At 40.9% G+C, this 23,609-nt stretch carries 20 protein-coding genes and 1 other RNA gene; 19 read left to right on the top strand and 2 right to left on the bottom strand.

Going from position 1 to position 23,609, the window contains the following annotated elements; all coding sequences use genetic code 11:
- Positions 1-28: 28 nt before the first annotated feature.
- The 8 genes from BO18_RS31460 to BO18_RS31495 all read left to right on the top strand — a co-directional run bounded on the left by BO18_RS31460 (position 29) and on the right by BO18_RS31495 (position 7,612).
- Positions 29-1,312: a glycoside hydrolase family 3 N-terminal domain-containing protein gene (locus BO18_RS31460; RefSeq protein WP_034452964.1), complete on the top strand. Its 1,284-nt coding sequence runs from the start codon at positions 29-31 to the stop codon at positions 1,310-1,312.
- A gap of 443 nt (positions 1,313-1,755) precedes the next feature.
- The gene (locus tag BO18_RS33905; RefSeq protein ID WP_051689363.1) at positions 1,756-2,406 is read left to right on the top strand and encodes a hypothetical protein; all 651 of its coding nucleotides are present in this window, start codon (positions 1,756-1,758) and stop codon (positions 2,404-2,406) included.
- A gap of 41 nt (positions 2,407-2,447) precedes the next feature.
- Entirely contained in the window at positions 2,448-2,813 is a 366-nt protein-coding gene (locus BO18_RS31470; protein WP_034452966.1) for a zinc-ribbon domain-containing protein, read from the top strand.
- 11 nt (positions 2,814-2,824) lie between these two features.
- A complete protein-coding gene (locus tag BO18_RS31475; protein WP_034452968.1) occupies positions 2,825-4,057 on the top strand; it encodes a hypothetical protein in 1,233 nt (410 codons plus the stop codon).
- 306 nt (positions 4,058-4,363) lie between these two features.
- A complete protein-coding gene (locus tag BO18_RS31480; RefSeq protein ID WP_034452970.1) occupies positions 4,364-5,686 on the top strand; it encodes a YARHG domain-containing protein in 1,323 nt (440 codons plus the stop codon).
- A gap of 23 nt (positions 5,687-5,709) precedes the next feature.
- Positions 5,710-6,483 carry an N-acetylmuramoyl-L-alanine amidase family protein gene (locus tag BO18_RS31485; RefSeq protein WP_081861371.1) on the top strand — a complete coding sequence of 258 codons (774 nt, stop codon included), beginning with the start codon at positions 5,710-5,712 and terminating at the stop codon, positions 6,481-6,483.
- Positions 6,484-6,900: 417 nt separating this feature from the next.
- Positions 6,901-7,455 (top strand): hypothetical protein, encoded by a 555-nt coding sequence (locus tag BO18_RS31490; RefSeq protein WP_034452972.1) that lies wholly within the window; start codon positions 6,901-6,903, stop codon positions 7,453-7,455.
- Entirely contained in the window at positions 7,430-7,612 is a 183-nt protein-coding gene (locus BO18_RS31495) for a hypothetical protein (protein WP_034452973.1), read from the top strand. The genes BO18_RS31490 and BO18_RS31495 overlap by 26 nt, the downstream gene beginning before the upstream one ends.
- Positions 7,613-7,626: 14 nt before the next feature.
- Here BO18_RS31495 and BO18_RS31500 read toward each other — a convergent pair whose 3' ends face one another.
- The gene (locus tag BO18_RS31500; RefSeq protein ID WP_051689365.1) at positions 7,627-8,529 is read right to left on the bottom strand and encodes a YitT family protein; all 903 of its coding nucleotides are present in this window, start codon (positions 8,527-8,529) and stop codon (positions 7,627-7,629) included.
- 38 nt (positions 8,530-8,567) lie between these two features.
- Positions 8,568-9,368 (bottom strand): hypothetical protein, encoded by an 801-nt coding sequence (locus BO18_RS31505; protein ID WP_034452974.1) that lies wholly within the window; start codon positions 9,366-9,368, stop codon positions 8,568-8,570.
- 114 nt (positions 9,369-9,482) lie between these two features.
- On the opposite strand from BO18_RS31505, the gene thrC reads away from it, so the two are divergent.
- The 11 genes from thrC to BO18_RS31555 all read left to right on the top strand — a co-directional run bounded on the left by thrC (position 9,483) and on the right by BO18_RS31555 (position 23,454).
- Positions 9,483-10,976, top strand: a complete 1,494-nt coding sequence (thrC, locus tag BO18_RS31510; protein WP_034452975.1) for a threonine synthase — start codon at positions 9,483-9,485, stop codon at positions 10,974-10,976.
- Between the two features lie 35 nt (positions 10,977-11,011).
- Positions 11,012-12,382, top strand: a complete 1,371-nt coding sequence (locus BO18_RS31515; protein WP_034452976.1) for a citrate/2-methylcitrate synthase — start codon at positions 11,012-11,014, stop codon at positions 12,380-12,382.
- A 149-nt stretch (positions 12,383-12,531) separates the two neighbouring features.
- Positions 12,532-13,386 carry a hypothetical protein gene (locus BO18_RS31520; RefSeq protein ID WP_034452977.1) on the top strand — a complete coding sequence of 285 codons (855 nt, stop codon included), beginning with the start codon at positions 12,532-12,534 and terminating at the stop codon, positions 13,384-13,386.
- Between the two features lie 6 nt (positions 13,387-13,392).
- A complete protein-coding gene (locus BO18_RS31525) occupies positions 13,393-17,388 on the top strand; it encodes a C2 family cysteine protease (protein ID WP_034452979.1) in 3,996 nt (1,331 codons plus the stop codon).
- A 2-nt stretch (positions 17,389-17,390) separates the two neighbouring features.
- A complete protein-coding gene (locus BO18_RS31530) occupies positions 17,391-18,044 on the top strand; it encodes a hypothetical protein (RefSeq protein ID WP_034452981.1) in 654 nt (217 codons plus the stop codon).
- Between the two features lie 70 nt (positions 18,045-18,114).
- Complete coding sequence (gene deoC / locus BO18_RS31535; protein ID WP_034452982.1) at positions 18,115-18,774, top strand: deoxyribose-phosphate aldolase; 660 nt, start codon at positions 18,115-18,117, stop codon at positions 18,772-18,774.
- 119 nt (positions 18,775-18,893) lie between these two features.
- Positions 18,894-20,717, top strand: a complete 1,824-nt coding sequence (locus BO18_RS31540) for an aminopeptidase P family protein (RefSeq protein ID WP_034452984.1) — start codon at positions 18,894-18,896, stop codon at positions 20,715-20,717.
- A gap of 104 nt (positions 20,718-20,821) precedes the next feature.
- Positions 20,822-21,029, top strand: a non-coding RNA gene (gene ssrS / locus BO18_RS34145) — 6S RNA.
- A 58-nt stretch (positions 21,030-21,087) separates the two neighbouring features.
- Complete coding sequence (locus BO18_RS31545) at positions 21,088-22,005, top strand: YihY/virulence factor BrkB family protein (RefSeq protein ID WP_242856650.1); 918 nt, start codon at positions 21,088-21,090, stop codon at positions 22,003-22,005.
- 18 nt (positions 22,006-22,023) lie between these two features.
- Positions 22,024-23,178, top strand: a complete 1,155-nt coding sequence (locus BO18_RS31550; RefSeq protein WP_034452986.1) for an AI-2E family transporter — start codon at positions 22,024-22,026, stop codon at positions 23,176-23,178.
- 60 nt (positions 23,179-23,238) lie between these two features.
- Positions 23,239-23,454, top strand: a complete 216-nt coding sequence (locus BO18_RS31555; RefSeq protein WP_034452988.1) for a hypothetical protein — start codon at positions 23,239-23,241, stop codon at positions 23,452-23,454.
- Positions 23,455-23,609 lie beyond the last annotated feature (155 nt).

Below are 23,609 nucleotides of genomic sequence, written 5' to 3' on the forward strand. Positions count from 1 at the left end.
GTTTTTGACTCTAATGGGGATTAAATAGATGGCACGTTTGGATGAACAGGATTTTGATGAAAAAAGGCTCTCTCGCCGCCAGAGAAGAAAGCAGGGAGAGCTTTTTGCGTATATAATTTTAGTAGTGACTATTCTTCTGGTTGTAGGCGTTATCGGAGTGGGAGTTCACTTTTTAAGAGGCTTTATCAAGGACCGTACTCCGGAGCCTGAGGTGGTGGAGACTGAGGCTACACAGGAGGAGAGCGCTGCTGTGATCGAGACTCCCACGGAAGCACCTGAGCCCCAGGAGTACACCCAGGAGGATCTTTTTAAGGAGATAACCGACACTGTTCTTGGAGAGATGTCTTTGGAGGACAAGGTGGCCGGTCTCTTTATCGTTACACCGGAACAGCTCACAGGAGTTGAGACTGCTGTAAAGGCAGGAAGCGGAACCCAGGAGGCCCTTTCTACCTACGCTGTTGGCGGTATCATGTATGCTCCCAAGAATATCAAGAGCACAGATCAGATAAAAGAAATGCTGGATGCAACTGCTTCTATGTGCAAGTATCCCGTATTTACTATACTTTCTCAGCAGGCTGGAGACTCCGACTCTGTAAAGGAGACTCTGTCTCTTACGCCGCAGCAGGAGATCACCGATGAGGAAACTTCCCATTCTGCAGGTTTGGATGTTGGTTCACAGCTCTTTAAGTACAGCTTCAATTTTGCTGTGATGCCTTCTGTCGAGGTTTCTGAAGAGAGCCTGTTTGGCCAGGAGCCTGGAACAGTTAAGAAGAACGCATCTGCCTACGCCCTGGGACTTAAGGAATCAGGTATAACAGCCTGTGGAGCTTTATTCCCTGCAAAGGCAGACACTGCATCTGAGATGGCAGCTATTGATGTTTCCAAGGATGACCTGGTGCTCACCCAGTACGAAGCCTTCAAGGAGGCCATAGATTCCGGATCCTGCAACGCCATTATGGTCACCAATGCATCTTTTCCTCAGGTTACCGGGGACAACACTCCAGCATCTCTTTCCGGAACTATGATAGGAGAGGAGCTTCGTGGAACCCTTGGCTTTGATGGCATAGTTATCACAGCGCCCTTAAGCGAAGGTGCCATAACCGAGTATTACACCTCCAGCGAAGCTGCTGTTGCAGCCATCAACGCCGGTGCAGATATGATCTGTGTTCCTGAGAATTTCACCGAGAGTTACGAAGCGCTCTTATCCGCAGTTCAGAGCGGAAGCATCTCCGAGAGCAGAATAGACGAATCTCTCAGAAGAATCTTCAAGATCAAGTACGCCGACCGCGTCGACCAGATCTCCGAAAATTAAAGTTGTGCCACGGGGACGGTTCTGCTGGCAGATGCAGCCAGACCTTCAAAAATACTTGTTTGCTCCTCGTCGTGGATTACTAAATTTCAAAAACAGCCAAAAGCCTCATCTCATGTTATTCAGAACATTCGGCTTTAGGCTGTTTTTTCAATTTGTACTCCATCTCCTCGTGCGAGAACTGCGTATTTTCAAAGATCTGGTTGCATCTGCCAGCAGACCCGTCCCCACGTGATTCTAAATAGCTGCTATTTGAAAGAGCGTTAATCGATTCCTTGATATATAAGCAAAATGTTTATACATTTTTTACGAAAGAAATTATCGGTATATGATATATTAAAGGCAACTAGAATAAAACTATAAATGTGCGGAAATAATCATTCTACAATAATTACTTATTTATTTAATTGTTGCATGTGTTTTTAGAAACATGATAGGAATGTTTAATGGATGTTTTTGGAGATAAAAGAATTGTTATTGCACTTCAGCAGACTGAAGAACCATTGTATATTGGAGGTTCGGACATTGTTACAGAAAGTGGTCGTACTGTAGATGTTGAGTATGAAACAGAATTAAAGTGGAATATAAAAAACCATTTAAAAATGGGAATATGTGGAGAATACTACGCATGGTATTTATTTGCAAAGTCAGGTATCATGCCATATTATCCGCTCATAGATGATCATGGAATAGATTTTATTGCGCTTATCCAAGATAGAGTGATTAAAATCCAAGTCAAAACTGCACACTGTAGTAACTATACTTTTATTAGGGCGGATAGACCAAAAACGTTTGAGTATTATTATCTGTGTTATATCAGGGTGGATAATGGATTGAAAGCTAAAGCGTATTTGTTTTCAATGAGCGATATTAAAAGACACTTAGAAGAGGCTGTTGAGGAAAAGGGAGTAAAGCATTATGAGAATTTTTCTTATCACAGTTACTCTAATAGTGATGTAGATAGAAAACCAGAGTACGGAATATCCGGAGCAGATAAATACTATATGCCATGTGGAAATATAGAAAAATATAATTGTATTTCCGATGGTTGGAGGATAAGGAAAGATAATATAAAAAGAGTTTTAAAGATGGAATGAATTATTGTTTTAACTGTGTTATAGGTGAGAGGAGTTTTTTTATGGGTCTTTTAGGAAATCTTGGAAGTATGTTAGGTGAATTGGATAAGGGAATTAATAATATCGTGGATGAAATAAGTAGTAACACTAATCTTTTAGAAAGGCAAAAAGATCAAAATGCAAGTAAAATATGCTCGAAATGTGGGAATTCTATGCCGATTTCTGCTAGGTTTTGTTCAAAATGTGGCACTGAATATGTGGAATCAGAGAATAAAAAAGAAGAATTAAACGTAGAAGTAGACATGCAAAATAATTCAGTGGTTCAAGGAATATGGCCAGTTATTCCTGATAATATTTGTTTTTATTGTGGTGCAATCGTTGATGAAAACGCATGTGAATGCTCTATTTGTCATAGCAAATTGATATAAGTGAGGTGGATATGAAAGTTGAGGTAGGTCAATGGAGTTGGCAGTTTTTACTAGATAGAATCAATAAAGTATTTTCGGATTCAGGAATTAGTACCATTATGAATCTAGACTATTCTGGTAATAGTGAAGCTAAATATTCAGATATACCTAATGGTCATACACCAACGGCTATTTTGGAAAGTAAAAATGTGTGGAGACAATTTGATGAACGTAATGGTATGCAATTTGAAAAAAAGAAAGTAACTGATGGTAAAGTAGATATTATTCATAGACACTATGGATTTATGGTTGTTCCTGAAGAATACTTGTTTACATTTAAATTGTTCACTGAAGGGAGTGAAGGATTAGAAGAACAGCTAAAAAAGCTTGTCGCTAACTTTAATAATGGATGCATGACTTTTTCAGTCAAAAATCCTTATGATGAGACCGAACCATCTTATTTGGGACTATACATTTCTTTTGAGAAGGCAGTGCGTGTTTCGACTACTAGTCAATTTAGTGATATTATTAAAACTCCTATTCACTTCAAAGGCTCATGTTATAGGATACTATCGTTTCCAACTGAGCCGCCGAAAAATGATTTCGAGATTGGTGATTATTTAGGAATTGTTCAGGGGCTAAAATGCATAGAAAGCGTTTTTTCAAAAATTGACAGTGATGTAGATAAGCTTAACCAAATTCAAAATTATAAAAAGAAAACACTATTCATGCCAAAGGAAATAGCAACCTTGGGAAGTCAATATATTTCGCATCAACAGATGGATAGGCAAGTGTTTGAACAACAAATAGTTATGCTCCCGTTTTTTTATCCGAATCTTTATGACGAAATATCAGCTGGCAAGAAAGTACAGGGAATAGAAGAGTTAAAGAATAAACTGAAGAATAGATATACACTTGTACATAAGAAGGCAATGGAAGTTTATGAATTATCTGGTTTTCCTATGAAATATTATGGGAATCTTGATCTTATAATTTATGGATTAAGCAAATATGGAACAATAAACGAGGCGATTAATTATACTATCAAAGAATTAAAAGCAAGAGATGCTTTGGCGAGAGATATGCAAAATGTTTTTAAAGGAGCAGTGAGTGATATGGCCACAACGGCTAAAGAGAAGTATGACGATATTAAAAGCAACGGAAGAGGCCATTATAAAGGTATGGCTGCATGTGCTATGACACATGGGGATTGTTGTAGTTCAGCTTATTGTAAATTTTATTATGATTGCTTGGATCATCGTTAGGATAATCAAACTTTTTGAGGGGGTGCCAAGCGTTTTTGGGTTTGACTTGAGGGTCAGACCCTTTTAGTATGGCGTTTTTTCCTTTTTTTATTATATCATGTTGGTGAGTCTAACAAATTTAAAAGTATTTTGCTATAACCAGAGAGTGTTTTGAATACAAAATTTAATATTTCGTTTATTTTGGTTTAATACTTCGTTGATAAAATGATAAAGAACGGAATGATGTGTTAAAAAGTATCGTGGCCTGAAAACTATAAATGATAATGAATAGCTATATCCAATTTTTATTTCTTGTGGAGATTGCTAATGAAAGAGATAAAATGCCTAAGAATAATACATAAACTCATTTTCGTGCTATTACTTGTGTTATTTTTTGTTGATGCTAAAGGAATATGTGCATATGCGAATGACATTGATGCTGCAATTCCAATGACAATAGATCAAAGAGTAACATCCAATTTTGGTGCTAGTTCATCACATGATAATTTTAGCTATTACGAATGGTATACATTTACTACACCGGATACTTGGTGTGAGTTTGTGTTTCATGGAGTATTTAATGGTGCTGATGCTCGCAGCATTAAAATTGTAAAGAAAAACAGCTTAGGTGATTACGAAAAAATAGCCAGTGCTTCTCCACCAAACAGGAGTCATAATGCATGTACATGTACTGCAGTAATCGAGCCAAATACGCAGTGCTGGGTCGAACTAAGAGGGTTGGTTTACAGCGTTGATTTCTATATGGACGTAAAACAAACGGAGCCTCCCGAACCCGAAAAGACAGATGGTAGCAAATGGGATAAAGCAATACCAATTATGATTAATGAAGAAGTGAGCGGAAGAATAGGTGAGAATGTTAATACAAAAAACGATTCAGAATTAAAGTACTATAAATTTACTACTCAAAATGAAAAGAAAAGGTATTATTTCTATTTTGTGTTTTCTGAGGATGGGCCTTCGGTATCGATTAATACATATGAAAAGCCAGGAACTGTTGTGGACATGATACTAATTAGGGCAAGTTATGAGAATGATTATAGGGCGACCGCTTACCATCCGTATGATCTTGAGCCCAACCAAGATTATTCTATAGTTATTCATGCTGATAAGCCTAATTCTTATAAATTTTTTATATCAACAGAAAAATTAGAAACACCTATTACTTTAGATGATAAGTTAGATAAAAACTCAAGTAATTTAACTAATTCATTTGGGAATCGTTCTATAAAAGAAGTTGATAAAGATGAGGTTCATGCTTCAGAATCCAAAGACGAAGAAATGGTTCGTGGCATTGATCAGGAGGCAATGAAAGGCAGTTCGGATAAGAATCAAGATAAATACGAAAAAATTGATGCGCTCATTATCACTGCAATAACTAGAGAAATAACAGAGGATGAATTAAAAGGTTATACTTCATTTGAATTATCAGCAGTTCGTAATGGAATATATGCTGTTCATGGATATGTGTTCAAATCTGAACAATGGAATGACTATTTCAAAAATTTCACTTGGTATGTTCCTGACACATCATTTAAGCAAGAACAGTTAAATTCCTTAGAAAACAGTAATGCTGGAATAATCAGGACGTATGAGGAAAAAGAATTTGGAGGGATATACTCATTTGATTGATTATTCGACAAAAAGGGTTACAGATGAAAATGATTCTTTGCATGAAAAGAATACTATTGTCGCTATATGTCGGAGCTTCATTATGCTCTGAGGTTTCAGGTGACAGTATTGCTGGTGCTAATATATTTCAAGAGACTCAATCGGAACAGGATTGTAGTCAGTCGTATCAGCACGGAAAGTATATTGTTGCAATTGATGCCGGGCATCAGGCAGTAGGTGATAGTGAACAAGAACCAATTGGTCCAGGATCGACTAAAACAAAAAATAAGGTTGCGAGTGGAACATCTGGTATTGCAAGTGGATTACACGAGTATGAATTAACTCTCATTGTTTCTCTTAAGCTTCAAGAAGAAATTATAGGATATGAAGTGGTTATGTGTCGTACTACAGATGATGTAAATATCAGCAATAGTGAGAGAGCGACTATAGCCAACCAAGCGGGAGCAGATGCATTTGTAAGAATTCATGCAAATGGTTCAGATAATAAATCTTTAAATGGAGCGATGACAATTTGCCAAACCAAATCTAATCCATATAATTCAGCTTTATATGATTCAAGCTATAAACTGTCAAGCTGTATCCTTGATTCTTTGGTTGATTCAACAGGGTGTCATAGATGTAATATATGGGAAACTGATTCAATGAGCGGAATAAACTGGAGTCAAGTTCCAGTTACAATTGTTGAGATAGGATATATGACAAATCCAGATGAGGATATAAAAATGGCTTCCGAGGAATATCAGCTAGAAATTGTATATGGGATAGCTGATGGTATAGATAAATTCTTCTTGCCATGAAATTGTTTGGAAGTAATTGAAAAAGGATGAGCGACAAGGCTATGTTTCTCAGATACACTAAGCTAATACTCTTATGATCTGTAGAGGAATAAAGGATTATAAATAACTAATGAAGATAAAAATATCATTTATCCTCAAATGAAATTTTGGGATATGGGATTTTGGCAAATGGGCTAAAATAAGTATTTGGAAGAAAAGGATAAAAAGATAGCATATGAAAAGTGATAGGATTGAAGAATCAAACAGAATAGTCCTTTTTTCCTTCAAGCACTATTTTTTCAGATTAAATGGGAATTAAAGTATTCTTAAAAGAGCCTTCATTACATTGGCAGGGCAGCTCGGATTTGTTATAATTATTGTGAGGAAGGAGCGGTATTTGCTTGCTTTCTTGCAATATTTCTAGATTGGAAGTTAGTAATGATAACATTTAAAATTGATGATTTGACACCATGCCTTAAACTGGTTGAGACAGGAGAGATTTACGATACTGAGGTAATCAGAATCAAAAGAAAATCAGTTTTACAGAAATTCAATTCAAGAACAGGGTGGTATTGCAACTGGTCAAAATTTGAAGAAGGCATTGACGTATATGCTTTGGTTCTGAAAGGGACATTTGACATACAAGGGTTGGTCGCTCTTGAGAAAAATGATGAGCAAAATGCGGTTCATGTTGTATGGGGATGTACAGCGCCAGAGAATAATATTTACAAGTATGGTAAACAGAAGTTTAAAGGTGTAGGTGGACATCTACTTGCAATTGCGGGGCATAAATCTCTTGAATATGGCTTTGGTGGCTATATTTATGCTGAAGCAATGGATAAAGAGCTCTTTGATTATTATATTAATGAGTTTGGAGCTAGGGCATTTCCGTATGGTTATCCTCCACATCCATACCGTATAGAGATAACCGAAAAGGCAATGGCGCCGATTATGGAGGTGTACAATTATGATGACAATGGTGAAGAATACTAATAAAGATCCCGTTCTTGAATATCTCGAAAAGTATCCACCATACAAGCCTCATGGTGATTTGGGAATAGATATGAGAGGGCTTAGTCGTTATGCGGATGAGCATGGCAAGGAGCCGGCTGATCTTACACCAGAAGAAGTAGAGATGTTCAAGAAGTAACACGTTAAATACATTTAATCCCTTGGACGCATGTAGAAGTTGCCCAAAAGTTCTTCAGTTCTTACAGAATTGATGAAGGCATTTGGGTCGATTTCACGGATCTTAGGGATTATTTTTCTTGTATCTGAAGCGCTTACGATTGAGTAAACGATCTTTTTATTCTTATGGGCAAAAGAACCTTCTCCGTCAATCAGGGTTGCACCATGACCACAGGTTGAGTAGATCATCTTGCATACCCGGTCCGGAACATCAGTTATTATGAAAAGCGTACGCTGCTGATAGGTCCTGTACAGCATGTGGAGGGCCTGGGTTGAAACGTACTGGAAAATCATTGAATAAAGCGCCTTGTCCCAACCAAAAAGGAAACCTGCAATTGCCAGGATGACGATGTTTCCACCAAGGATGTAAGGGAAGGCATCAACGCCCTTTTTCTGGGAAAGATAGATTGAGATAAAGTCTGTTCCACCACTGGTGGCATCAACGTTAAGACACATCGTAATGGCTATAGCATTAAGGATTCCGCCAAAAACTGCAACAAGAAGTGGATCGTGAGTTAATGAATAATGGGGCAACAGGTCAACGAAGAAACCATTTGCCAGAACCATGATCATGGAAAAGAGAGTGAACTTCTTTCCAATAAATCTGAAGCCTATATATACAGGGATAGCGTTCATCAGAACGTTGATCGGAGTGTAGGGAATAGAAAGCCCCAGATATTTAAGGGCGCTTCGCTGAATGATAATGGTAAGACCTGTAGCTCCGCCAGGGTAAAGACCTCCGGCATTTACGAAAGTGTTGATGTTCATAGCCATAAGAAATGCTGCAAGAAGAACGACCACAAGCCTTATCAGTTCCTTCCTGACGGCATTCCTGGTAATCCTGGTAGTATTCTTAAAGCTGTATGACTTTGGTGACATGGGTTTTTCCTCTGTTTAATTGATATTTTTAGTATAAATCATTTGGATTGGAGCGCATATATGGAAGGCGCAATCTTTACCTTCATGTAGATGTCGGCGTATTGGGAGGGGGAGAGGTCTTCCACGTAGTTGAGCTGGAAGTTCTTTTTGATCCCGTTCTTTATGAGGATGTCTGCCGCCTTGTTGTAGGCGATGGCTGCTTCGGCTTCGGAATTGTACTTGCCGACAACGTAGTTGCTCTTGATGTGGATGATGGCTTTGTACTTAAGGAAGCCTTTCTCTGCAAACTGCCTTACTCCGCGATATCTGTTGAGGATGATGATGTTCTCGTAGCGAAGGTCGTTGGGATCCTCGTTGGCAAAGCGGTAGTCACGGCCCTCCACGGCATAGCTCTTTATACCGTACCTCTGGAGAACTGAGAGCTGACTTCCGTAATCTGCCACGAACAGATGGGAACCCCTTTGCATGATCTTGTGGGAGGAGTAGTAAAAGAGATCTTCAATGTCGAATTTCAGTACCTGACTGGGAGAAAGATAATACAGGAAGTATTTCTTTTCCAGATAAATAGGATTAGCTATATACATGCCCTTGTCCCGGAAATTTATGAGACTTACGCACTTCTCAAAAGGAAGGGCCTTATTTTTTTTGTAGGAATCAATGGAAAAAGAGGGATTGTCTAAAATAGCAGCTGCTTCCTTGTAGGCAGTGGCAGCTTTTTTGATATCGTCAAAGCTTCCAAGGGAAATGTGTCTGCCCTGATAGGTGATGGATGCTCTGTAGGAGGGTGTGCCATCCTTCAAAGCCGTGGAATATACACCAATATAATTTTTTTTGCTCATTTTTCCCCCAAATGAAGACACATTATGATATACTAAGTTGCTAAAGAGCCAAAGTAATAAGTTATGCATATATTTTATATGATTATGCACAGGTGTGTCAAAATGGAGGAGAATATGTCAAAAGAAGTTTACTATTCAAGTACCAGAGGCAACAAGGAGAACATCAAGGCTTCCGAAGCAATCTTAAGAGGTCTGGCCCCGGACGGCGGTCTTTACGTTCCATCCTTTATTCCTCGTTTAGAGAAATCACTTAGAGAATTATCAGGTCTTTCCTATCAGGATACAGCCTATGAAGTAATGAAGCTTCTTTTAACAGATTATACAGAAGAGGAGCTTAAGTACTGCATTTCTCATGCTTATGATTCTAAGTTTGACACAGAGGAGATCGCGCCACTTTCAGAGGCTGGCGGAGCATATTTCCTTGAGTTATATCACGGCGCAACTATCGCCTTTAAGGATATGGCCCTTTCAATCCTGCCATACCTCATGACCACAGCAGCTAAAAAGAATAATGTTAAGAACGAGATCGTAATCCTTACTGCAACCAGTGGAGATACCGGAAAGGCAGCACTTGCAGGATTTGCAAAGGTTCCCGGAACCAGGATCATTGTCTTTTATCCAAAGCACGGTGTAAGCCCCATTCAGGAACAGCAGATGGTTACACAGGAAGGCGACAACACATGCGTTATCGGAATCGAAGGAAACTTTGATGACGCCCAGACAGGAGTTAAGAAGATCTTTACCGATCCTGAGCTGGCAGCGCTTATGGACAGCAAGGGATTCCAGTTCTCATCAGCTAACTCCATCAATATCGGAAGACTTGTTCCTCAGATCGTTTATTATGTTTATTCCTATGGAAAGCTTTTGAAGGAAGGCAGAATTGCTGATGGAGACCCTATCAATGTAGTGGTTCCTACAGGTAACTTCGGTAACATCCTTGCTGCATATTATGCCAAGAACATGGGTGTGCCCATCGCTAAGCTTATTTGTGCATCAAACTCAAATAAGGTTCTCTTCGACTTCTTCCAGACAGGAGAATACGACAGAAACCGCGAGTTCGTTCTCACAAGCTCACCTTCAATGGATATCCTGATCTCTTCTAATCTTGAGAGACTCATCTACCACATTGCAGGAGACAGCGCTGAGGCTGATGCTGCTTATATGAAGCAGCTCACAGAAAACGGTAAATACGAGATCACAGATGCCATGAGAAAAGAGCTTTCGGACTTCTTCGGCGGTTTTGCTACAGAGGAGGAAACCTTTGCTACTATCAAGGATCTGTTTGATAATTCAGGTTATCTTATTGATACCCACACAGCTGTTGCAGCGTCTGTTTACGGAAAGTATAAGGCCGAGACTGGTGATAACACAGTTACAGTAATTGCCTCAACAGCAAGCCCATACAAGTTTACAAGGAGCGTAATGAATGCCCTTGGCCGCGGCGATGAGAGCAAGGACGACTTTGCACTGGCTGACGAGCTTTCAGAAGTATCAGGAGTGGAGATTCCTGAGGCAGTAACGTCCATCAGAAATGCCCAGATCCGTCACAAGACAGTAGTTGATAAAACTGAGATGGAAGGAGCTGTTAAAAACTTCCTCGGAATCTGATACAATATATTTAATAAATTCAATCGGAGGTGCGCATGGATCTAGGTAAGGGTGTTTACTCAGAAATCACACCTGAAATTGTTGAACTTTCAAGGCTTTCAGAAGAAGCCGACCGTATTGAGAACGAACTTTTTTATAAATATGATGTGAAAAGAGGTCTTCGTGACCTTAACGGTAAGGGCGTACTGACAGGCCTTACCAGAATATCTGAGATCATCGCCAAGAAGGTAGTGGACGGCAAGGAAGTCCCTGCTGACGGCGAGATCTATTTCAGAGGCTACGATGTTAAGCAGCTCATCAAGGCTGCGGAGGAAGAGAACAGATATGCCTTCGAGGAGTGTGCTTATCTTTTGCTTTTTGATAAGCTGCCTACTGGAAAAGAGCTATTTGAGTTCGAGAAGCTCCTTGGATTTTACAGGTCACTTCCCACAAGCTTTGTGAGGGACGTTATCATGAAGGCTCCTAGCCGTGACATGATGAACACCCTTGCTCGTAGTGTGCTGACTCTTTATTCCTACGATGATCTTGCTGATGATGTGTCTCTGCCAAACGTACTGAGGCAGTCACTTCAGCTTATAAGCTTGTTCCCACTTCTTTCAATTTATGGTTATCAGGCTTACAACCACTATCATGAGGGCAACAGCCTGGTTATCCATCCTCCGAGAGAGGAGCTGTCCACAGCGGAGACTATCCTTTATCTGCTCCGTCCTGACAGCAAGTACACCGAGCTGGAGGCTAAGCTTTTGGATATCTGCCTTGTGCTTCACATGGAGCATGGTGGTGGTAACAATTCATCCTTTACAACCCATGTAGTTAGCTCCAGTATGACAGATACCTACTCGGTTATTGCAGCTGCCATCGGGTCTTTGAAGGGACCTCGCCACGGCGGTGCCAACATCAAGGTTGTTCACATGTTTGATGACATTGAGGAGAATGTTAAGAACTGGAAGGATGAGGCAGAGGTTTCTGCATATCTTGAGAAGATCCTCAACAAGGAGGCCTTTGATAAGCAGGGGCTAATCTATGGTATCGGACATGCGATTTATTCCAAGTCAGATCCAAGAGCTGTTATCTTAAAGAGCTTTGTAGAAAAGCTTGCAGCTGAGAAGGGAAGAGAGGATGAACTTGCTCTCTATGAGCTGGTTGAAAAGCTTGCTCCACAGATCATCAGCGGTGAGAGGACTATGTACAAGGGTGTTTCAGCCAACGTGGACTTCTACTCAGGTTTTGTTTACAGAATGCTTGATCTTCCTGAGGAGTTGTATCCTACAATCTTTGCCATGGCAAGAATAGTAGGCTGGTCTGCCCACAGAATGGAAGAGCTTGCCAATAACGGAAAGATCATTCGTCCGGCCTACATGGCAATTGAACCCCGTAAGGACTATGTTCCTATGGACAAGAGATAAATAATTAAACTATAAGCGCTCACTTTTGTGGGCGCTTTTTTTGAGCAATAAATCGCTCAATCTAGCGAATAAAATTTATCGTATTTTTATAGATTTTTACCTCCACGAATTGATAAAATAAAAGGTAAGAATGGAGGATTATGCAAAGAATGAATATTCTTGCCTTGGATGAAAACCTAATTGAACAGTATAAGGAATACATACCTGAAGACTTGGCTGAGGATCTTGAGAGAAATTTCTTCCATGGTCTTATTGCTGTAAGCGATGGAGCACCGGTTGGGGGTATTATTTGGGAGGTCAGGAATGTCGTGACTTCCGAAGAAATGGAGAAGGAGAGTTCTATCCACTGGATTAGACTGGAGGATCAGGATGCTGCCAGGTCACTTTTTGAATTCTACAAACTGTCAATTGATATTGATGATGTGGTAAAGAGCGTATATACACTTCCTGCCAGGGACTTCCAGGAGGGAAAGGTGGCTCTTTTAGAGGCTGGATTTACCGTGGATCTTATGGAGGGAGATGTTATAAGGGCTACCCTTTCAGACATTATGGCGCTTCCTATTTTCAAGAAGATCAAACCTCAGGATGATATCAAAACTCTTTATACACTTTCTCAAAGTGGCTTTAATGTGGCCATCAGGCGTTTTGCAGAAAGGGGCAGTAAAGGTATCTGCGAGGATCTGGAATACCTTCCAAGGGAGTATTTTGATAACTATGTGTCCTGCTATTGTCAGATGGACGATATGATAAACGGAATCCTTCTTTTCCATGCCAAGCAGCCTGGAGAGCTGCAGATAGTCCTCATGTCGGCTATTGGTGAGGAGTCCCAGAGGATTGTAGCCCAGATGATGTGTTATGCACTAGCATGCGCCAAGCCCCTCTATAAACCTTCTACCCAGATTTGTATAGAGAGACATAACTATATGACGCTGGCTCTTTCAGAAAAATTATTCCCCAGCGGCTTTGGAATTCCAGTTTACACAGGAAGCAGACAGGAAAGGTAAAAAAATATGATGGATTATCAGTATTCACAAAAAAAGAATGAGAACCTCAATGCTAATGAGCAGAAGGAAAAATCAAATGTCTTTTCAGTTATTGATGAGGAAGGTAAGGAGCTGGAAGAGTACAAGATACAAAAGGTTATTGATGTATCTGACCCTGACTATGTCTACAAACTGGATTCTGCCAAGCAGTCTGTTATCGATGGCGAGATCATAAGTGCCAACAGACTCCTGAATAAAAAGGGCATTTCATCTGTTTCTGAAAAGAGGCGTAAGACCTTCCTAAGGAATCTTGAGGATTCTAAAGCTGCTACCACAATTCTTGGCATCGTTAAGACTGAAGAGGAAGCCCAGAAGGAGCAGGCAGAAGAGACTGATGCCCAGAAAGCTAAAAGGCTTGAGAAGTCTCTTATGGAGATTACCCAGTTAGATCTTAAGGAATTTGCCTACGACAAGACTGAGAATTTTCTTAACCGCAACGGTTTTCTCGAATCCTACAGAAAGCTCCTTGCCATAAAGACTGCGGACAAGGATCTTGATGAACTTTTGGATATCTACGAAAAGAAGGGCAAGGTAATCCCGAAGCCTGAGAATATGACTGATAACGTTATTCAGGACCTTCGTGCCAGGATAGCTGTTTTTCAGGAAATGGAAAAAGACTATTCGGAGATGCTTTCTATCATGGCTTCTCCTTACTATGCGCTGCTTACTGAAAAGGATATGCAAAATGAGCTGGAATCATTGGACACCAAAAAGCTTACTGCTTTGACGGCGGGGAAAAATGTTCCAACGGCTTTTTCTGATTACATAGATATGCTAAAGGCCAGAAAGATCAGACAGGACTCTTCAGAGGGCGGCAGCTACTACAAAAAGAATGTTTCTACTGAGGCGCTTCTCAATTATTATCGCAAACAGTATACGGTTAATTCTCCCGTGGCAGATCTTAGCAGGGCCCTTAGTAATGTAATGTCTGAGACTAAGTGGTCAGGTGATAGTTCTACCATGAAAGCCATAAAAAAAGGGATAAAAAAGCTATCGACCCTTTACGGTGCAGACAACAAGGAGGAACTTATAAAGCAATATGACTGGCTCACGTTTCTTATGGAAAACTATCTTTCCACAAAAGATACCCAGAAGGGAATGTATGCTGACAGGCACAAGAAGGTTCAGATTCTATTAAATAGCATGAAGCTTCATAGGGAAAAAATGGCTTTTGAGGACCCGGAGTCAGCTCAAAATGCTTTTTCCGATGAGTTCTTTGAAGCGTGGCGTATGCGCAATAAAGATGATGAGCTTAATAATATTACTGCAAAAGTCAATGAGTTGCTCTTAAAAAAGGTCCCTAGAACAGAAGAGGAATTTGAAAGTGACAAGGCAGAGATGGCCAAAAGACTGGATGACGTCATAGCTTACCTAAAGACGAAAAAAAACGGAGCCTGCATCCGGGAAAAGCTCAAGCTTGAACGACTTTCTTACCTAGACAGAATAGACAGGATTGAGAGATATAAAGACAGCTTTTTAAAACGCAGTTTTGAAAAGGAACGCCCGGATAAAAATTTAATGATTTGGGGCAATAATATCTTGTCAGTAAAAGTAATTGATTCAAAATATATCAGCGAGCATAGCGAGAATAATTATGTGGGTACGGAGGAAGGAGGACTTCAGGAAGAAGGACTCAGATTTTTGGCTGATAAGTTTAATGCACTGGATTGCTTTGTCCTGGGACAAAAGTATGTATTCAAGGACCTGGTTGGACCGGAAGGAGAGGAAGAAGAGGTAAAACAGAATATCTATGTGTATCAGAAGGACCAGGGAAAGATGCTTACAGATGCCATTGCAGAAGCAGACAAACTGGGACTACCTTTGATGTATTCGGATCATGCCCTTGAACAGCTTCAGACTATACAGATGATAGATTTTATTCTTGGGCAGACAGGCAGAAATCAGGACAGTTTTGTTGTCAATTACCAGGTGAAGTGCGTTGAGAATCAAAATTACCTGGTTATTAGTGATGTAAAAGCAAGGAATCATATACAATCTCTGGGAGATGAAAGCTTTGATGAGATAAACAAAGAGAGTGATGGTAACGGGATTCAGACGAGACAGCTTATCAATAGTAAGGGCTTACCAAATCTGGCTGGTTATAACACTAAAGTGGCAAAAAAAATTGTGACGGCCTATTCCAAAACAGTCCTCGAAGCTTTTAGAACCATGGGGCTTGAGGAAAAGAAATGTCAGCTTTTAAAAGAACGTCTTGAAAAGCTCCAGGATGCACTGAGTAAAGATTCAGAGGAGGGCGGATATCAATATCGAGTCGATAAAGCTCAGGAGGAAATAAAGAAAAATCCAGGTCTGGCCGGTGATATAAGGCAAGCAATTCGCGAGCAACTGAATAAAAAGTCAGCCCATACCTACATTAATTCAGCCCTTATTCAGGATACAGGTAAATTGGATCTGGAAGAGGTTTCCAAACTTAATCAGGACTTTGATAAAGATCTTAATGCTTCAAAAGTAGTGTATGAGAGAAAGAAGTTCTTTGATGAGAGCCTTGAAAAGAACAGGAAGGGCTTTGCCGGAGAGAACCTTAAAACAGAAACAAAAGAAGTTCTTGATGTTATTGAGCTTTATCAGGAGATCAATATTCCTCCCCAGAGACTGTATATGGGAATTAAGGGCTATTGGGATGTCGTACGGAAGCTTGAACCTGCGAAATACCAAAAACTCATGGAGGAAACACGAAGTGAGCTTATTGCTTCCGGAAAAATGACGGAAGATGAAACAAATGTTGAGGAAATGCGTAAGGCTGTAGATGAAAAATTGAGAAAGGATACCTACCTAAGACAGTACGTCATCCATATTAAGGATAGGCGCCTTAAGGATGCCATAAAGCGTGTGAATGACAGGATTACTGCCCTTAAGGCCATGGAAAAGAGGGGGCAGTACGAAGAAGAAGAACTTGCTCAGATGGAGGAATACAAAAAAAGGCTGGATCCCGGGAACATGAACGGAGAGCTTGTTGTAGGAAAAGAGGGAGTTCACAAGGAATATAAAGACAGCCAGTTTAGTAATTACTATATATTACGGGAGGAAAAGGAGACAGCTCTTTTCCCGGAGCCGCCATCTTCTATGGATGTTTATCAGGGACAGGTGGGAGACTGCTATTTCCTTGCTGTTTTAGGCTCTGTGGTGGAGGCTGACCCAAGCTTTATCATGAGACATATGAAGGATAATGGCGATAATACCGTTACCTGTAAGTTCTATAAGCCAAATGAACAAGGAGGCTTTGACGACATTTATGTTACTGTGGATAAATCATGTGCACACAAGGAGAAAGACGGAAAGATTATCAACGTGGGCGCATTTGGAAGCTTCTGGGTCCAGATGTATGAGAAGGCCTTTGCTGTTTCCGGCCTGGCACATGTGGGTAGAAAGTATGAGAAAGGAGAATTTGACTTGATCGAAGGAGGGCTTGCTACTTATGCTTATTCCTGGATAACAGGAAAGAAGGCAAAAACTGTCTTCGACAATTCTGACATAGGTGATCCGGTATATAGGATTAAATCACTGGATAGCAGGTTCAAGAAAAAAGATGAGCTTGGCAGGACTTTCATGTCAGATGAGTTTAAACAGCATGCCAAGAAGGCTAAAGAGAAAATGAAAAAGGTCTTAGATGCAGGAGGAATCGTCTCTGCTGAAGCATATATGGAACTGCTTGATTCTGATTCTGTCGGCAATTGCGGTGAAGCAGTAAGACGTGGACTTGTTAGCAGGCATGTATACTCTGTTTTTGGCTTTGAAACTATAGATGGCAAAGACTATGTAAGGATTCGAAACCCCTGGAGTACCCGTGTGGGTTATAACAAAAACGAGCTTACCGGTAAAGTGGTCATGACTGAGGCAGATACAAGCAAGCTTCGCGGAACATGCCTTGTGGATTTCGAAACCTTCTATGAGCATATGTCAGGTGTTTTCTACATTGATAAGATGAGTGAACAAAAGGGGTAAATATGAACGAGAACGAATATATCAGTGATGTACTTATACCATCCCTGTTAAAGGCAGCAGAGTGCATTGAAGGGGCAAAGGGTTTCGAAGAATCTGTAGACGCAGCAGGACTTCCGGCTGTTCTTGTACACATGGAAGAAGACAACTACGTAATTTCCTGCATCCCTGCCAGCGACGAGGAAGAAGTTTACCTTTACCGGGTATCTGAACCGATTTTTCAGTCCTGGGAGTTTATAGAGACTGTGCTCCCGGCGGACCTGGAGGTCTTTCCATACCTGATCAGGATCTATAATGTGCTAAGGGGAATAAACGTGGAAAAAATCTCCTTTGAAGGAGAGCAAAGTGGCCTGGATGCGGCAGCAGGCCTTGTGGCTTCCTCAATGGAACAGACAAGGTTAACGAGTCTTAGTGGCATTTTGTCAGAGCTAGGACTGGAGAATGTTTATTCCAGAACACCTGAAGGCAAAAGATGCCTTGTTGCAATGGAAGAGGGGGAAGAAGTTCTTTTCTCCTATATGGCTGTGCTTCCTGATGAAGACATATCCCTGCTATGCATAGAGTGGGATGGAAAAGAGGCGCTTCTTCCGGAAACCGGTGCTCCAAGGGATGAGGAGACCTATAGAAAAGTCCTTGAAAATCTGGAAGCCTTTGAGTGAGATATTAGGTGTGAATATGGCACTTTTGGTGCTATAATGTGTTAGATATATTTTAAAGGAGACTTTTACTATGGACGAAAGAGAAATTCTTAAACTTATTGATCACACACAGCTTCAGCCAAACGCTACATGGGAGGATATCGTTTCCCTTTGCGACGAAGCTGTTAAGTACGGAACAGCAACAGTTTGCATTCCTGCTACATATCTTAAGAGAGTAAATAACAAGTACGGTGAGAGCTTGAAGCTCTGCACTGTAATCGGATTCCCTCTTGGTTACAACTGCGCTGAGTCAAAGGTTGTTGAGGCTAAGGAAGCCATCAAGGACGGTGCTTCAGAGATCGATACAGTTGTTAATATCAGTGATGTTAAGAACGGCAGATTTGATGAGGTTAAGAAAGAACTTGAGATGATCCGCGAGGCTTGCGGCGACAAGCTCCTTAAGGTTATCATCGAGACCTGCTACCTTACAGAAGCTGAGAAGATCAAGCTCTGCGAGATCGTTACAGAGGTTAAGGCTGATTACATCAAGACTTCTACCGGTTTTGGAACAGCCGGAGCTACCATCGAGGACATCAAGCTCTTCAAACAGCACATCGGTCCTGATGTTAAGATCAAGGCAGCAGGCGGAATCAGAACCATCGAGGATGCCCTGGCTTATGCTGAGGAAGGTTGCAGCAGAATCGGTTCTTCCAAGGTTGCACCTCTTATCGCTGCAAAGTATAATCTGTAAAGAATTGAAAGGGCTGTCGCCAAGTGTGGCAGCCTTTATTGACGCCTATCTTCCGGAACAGAAGATAATAATTCAGGGCGCCAAAAACTTATAAAAGACAAGTTTAAGGAGCATCAAATATGGAACAGGAAAATAAAGTTATAAAGGACAGGCTTTCAGCTCTTCGTGCTGTCATGGCGAAAGAGGGCATTGACTACTACATGATGCCAACCTCTGACTTCCACAACTCTGAGTACTCTGCAGACTTTTTCAAGGTAAGAGAGTACTTCTGCGGATTTGACGGATCTAACGGAACACTGGTTGTGAGCCAGGAAGAAGCCGGAATGTGGACTGACGGAAGATACTTCATTCAGGCTGAGAATCAGATGAAGGGCACAGGAGTTAAGTTATACAAGATGTTAGAGCCTGGAGTACCCACAATCTCTGAGTACCTGAAGGCTAACATGAAGGAAGGACAGACTCTTGGCTTTGACGGAAGAGTTATCTCCACCAGCATCGGCGAGGATCTGGAAAAGAAACTTTCTGCTAAGAAGGTCAGCCTTAAGATTGATAAGGACCTGGCTGAAGAGGTTTGGACAGACAGACCAACGCTTCCATGTCACGATATGTACGTGCTTTCTGATGAGCTTTGCGGAAAGAGTTTTAAGGAAAAGCTTGCTGTAGTCAGGGAGAAGATGAATGAGTATGGAACAACCTTCCACCTTCTTTCAAAGCTTGATGACATAATGTGGCTTACAAACCTTCGAGGAAATGACGTGGAGTGCAATCCTGTAGCTCTTTCTTATGCAGTGATCACAGCAGACGAGTTTCTTCTTTTCGCTCAGCCTGATGAGGTGACAGATGAAGTAAAGAGTTACTGTGACAAGGTAGGAATTACCCTTAAGGATTATCATGAGCTCTTTTCATATATCGAGGGCACTTCCTTTACAGGAGATGTGCTCTTTGATAAGAGAAATACAAATTTCCTGACCTTTAAGACTCTTTCAAAGAAGACCAAAGAGGCAGCAGTATCACTTAAGAATGAAAAGGATCCCACAGAGCTCTTAAAGGCCTGCAAGAACGAGACAGAGCTTAGAAATATCCGAGAGGTATATCTTCGTGATTCTGCAAAGCTCACTGAGTTTATCTATTGGGTCAAGAATAATGTTGGAAAGATTCCTATGACTGAGTATTCAGCTGCTATGAAGCTGGATTCCATGAGAGCTGCGCTTCCTGGCTTCATTGAACTTTCCTTCCCTACCATCAGCGCTTATAAGGCTAATGCAGCCATGGCACACTATGAGGCTACAGAGGATAATTGCAGTGAGATAAAGCCAGAGGGTATGCTCCTTGTGGATTCAGGCGGAACCTACATGGGCGGAACTACTGACGTAACAAGGACCATCGTTGTGGGACATATCTCAGACGAGATAAAGCGCAACTATACTGCTACAGTAATGGGAATGCTCCGTCTTGCTAAGGCTAATTTCCTTGAGGGATGCACGGGCAAGAACGTGGATATCCTGGCTCGTCAGCCCCTTTGGAATCTTGGAATTGATTACCAGCACGGTACCGGCCACGGCATCGGATATGTCCTTAATGTACACGAAGGACCACAGAACATTAGATGGAGATTCACTCCCGGACAGAATGAAGCTCCCCTTATGCCTGGCATGATTGTTTCTGATGAACCCGGAGTATACATCCAGGATGAGTACGGTATCAGGATCGAGAATATTGTGGAAGTAGTTAAAAGAGGTAACGGAAGGTACGGCCAGTTCCTTGGCTTCGATCACCTGACCTATGTACCAATTGATCTTGAAGCTATCGACACCTCCATCATGGACAGCAGCGACATCAAGGCACTTAACGATTATCACGCAGAGGTTTACAGAAGGATCAGTCCACTTATCCAGATCACTTATATCCGCGAGTGGCTTAAGGAAGCTACAAGAAGCATCTGATGCAGTAAAAAATACATAATTATAAAAACATTAAAAGTATCTTAAAAAACGCGCAAAGCCTTGAATTTAAGAGGTATTTGGCTATAATAAAAGTAGAACGAAGAGTTCTCCTGGGATGACCGACAACTCCTGTGTAATTTGAACCTACATTACTTTAAACGGGATTCCTACATTGCCTATTTGAATGTCACGCCTCCGGCCCTGAGCATGCTCAGATAAGCTATGGGAGAGGAAGGCAGGAGATTAGGTTGCGGTGACCCACCTGGCGTCAGCTAGGAGTCAAATAACAGGAAACGGCACCTTGGGATACTTTTAGGAAATAAAAGCAGTCATTAACGTGGCTGCTTTTTCCATGTGAGGGGAATTGTGTATGGATGTAAAGGCACAGCTTTTTGCCTTAGGAAAAGATTTTGGCTACAGAATGCAAAAAAAGAATATAGCAGCCTTTTCCGGAAGTTGTGCGTACTTCTTTGTTATTTCAATTGTCCCCCTTTTTGTTTTGATCACATCGACACTGCCATATACCACAATTACACAGGCTGATCTTGGAAGAGCAGTTATAAGCTTTACTCCCAATTTTGCTGATGAGCTTATGCTAAGACTTGTGGAAGAATCCTATGACAGATCAGTGGCGGTATTTTCTTTATCCGCCCTGGCAACGATATGGTCGGGAGCACTGGGAATGCTTTCCATCATAAGAGGACTTAACGCTATTTATGATGTGCCTGAGAGAAGAAATTATTTTGTGCTCAGGGCAATAGCTGCGATATATACAATTGCCATGATAGTTATAATAGTTGCCATGCTGGCACTCATGGTATTTGAGAATATAGTCAGATCCGTTGCTGTAAGCCATTTCCCTGGGATCATGTTTATAATATCCCTTTCGTCATATTTTAAATTTATTGTTGTTATTGCTGTGGCGACAGTACTGTTTGCCCTTATCTATACCTATGTTCCAAGTGCGAAAATGACCTTTGTATATCAGCTTCCGGGAGCTTTGTTTTCAGCCGTTGTATGGTATATCTTTTCCTGGCTCTTTTCCATCTATGTAAATTTCTCGGAGTATTTTTCAGTATATGGAAGTCTTGCGACGCTGCTTATTATGATGGTCTGGCTATATGTGTGCATTTACATCTTCATGGTTGGCGCCTTTATCAACAGGTTCTTCCATCCGGCAGTAAAGGTACTTTATGATGATCATCATCAGAAGATTGTTAAGAGGAAAGTGAAAAAGAAAAGCACACAAAGGCTTCGCAAGCCTAGAAAATATAATGAATTTGGGTGAAAGGAGATCATATTACGCATGAAATTTAACGACAAGTTCTTCAAGAAAAAATGGGTTTCCTATACCATTGCCACCTGTTCAGCCGTAGTTCTTTTTATTCTTCTGGCCCATATAGCAGATATCTGGAAGGGTGTAGTAAGCTTTTTTGCATTTATGAAGCCGGTAATTACCGGAATCATTATTGCTTATGTCTTTAATCCCTTGTCGAATTTTTACGAGAATAAGCTTTTTAAAAATATCAAGAAAGAAAAGTTAAAATGGACCTTATCAGTGGTTCTGGCGCTGATAACCATACTGGCTGTTATAGTTCTTTTGTTTGTGGCTATGATACCTCAGCTGGGAGAGAGCATTGCAACCCTGATGGGAAATATGGATGGTTATCTGGATGCTCTTGAAGCTTTCCTGGTAAATGCTGCTAACGGAGGAGCAAATCTTACAATATTTGGCTTTTCCCTTGATTCCTCCACTTTGATAAACCTGGGCGCCTCAGCCGTTGGCAAGATTGAGAAGTATTTCTCGGAAAATATGGGAAATTTGGCAAGTACTACTTCAAATATTGGAAAAGGCATTTTGGATGTGGTGCTTGGTCTTATACTTGCAATCTATTTCCTTTTGGATAAGAAGAGGATCATCACAAACTGCGCAAGACTGATGCAGCTTCTCATGAGCAATGAGAGATATGCAGGTGTTACAACTTATCTGGACAGATGCAACTCTATTATTATCAAGTACATCAGTGTGGATCTTATTGATGGAATTATAGTAGGTGTTGTAAATTACATATTCATGCTCATCATGGGAATGCCTTATGCAGCACTGATCTCAGTTGTCGTTGGTGTTACCAATATGATCCCAACCTTTGGTCCTATCATAGGAGCGGTGATCGGAGGTTTTATCCTGGTTCTTATCAATCCCTGGCATGCATTGTGGTTTTTGGTGTTCACCGTCGCTATTCAGACAGTCGATGGTTATATTCTGAAACCGAAGCTCTTTGGAGACAGCCTTGGAGTATCAGCTCTGATGATACTTATCTTCATTATTCTTGGGGGACGTCTCTTTGGTGTGATCGGCATTCTTGTTGCCATTCCTGCAGCTGCGATTGTGGATTTCACCTGGAGAGATTTTGTAATAAAAAGGCTTGAGGAACGACATTCCAAGAGGTACAATAGTTAGTAGGGTTATTTCTTATTCCACTAGATATTGAGTGGAGATTAAAAAAGGGGGCTATATATTATGGAGTTTATGGATATCTTTGATGATGCTATCACCTTTGCTAAGGACAAGATCGACACTTGTGTTGAATTTTGGGATGGCCTTGACAGTAACAAGAGAAGGCTTCTCATTGGATGCGTCATTGGAAGTGTAGTAGTGATCACTTTGATCTCAGTTGCTTTCAGCCTTGGCAAGGCCAAAGGAAGGAAGCTTGCTTTTGACGAGGAAGATTTTTAATTAAATATGATATTTAAGGGAGCTTCTTGTTTTGGGAGCTCCCTTTGTGTTTCTTTGCACCTGTGGAGCATGTATTGTAAGGAGCATTCCTGTAATTCAGAAATAACGCCAATTGAATAAAAAGAAACCTCTAAGTAAGATAAAGGTGTTCATCT

Source organism: Butyrivibrio sp. AE2032 (assembly GCF_000702965.1).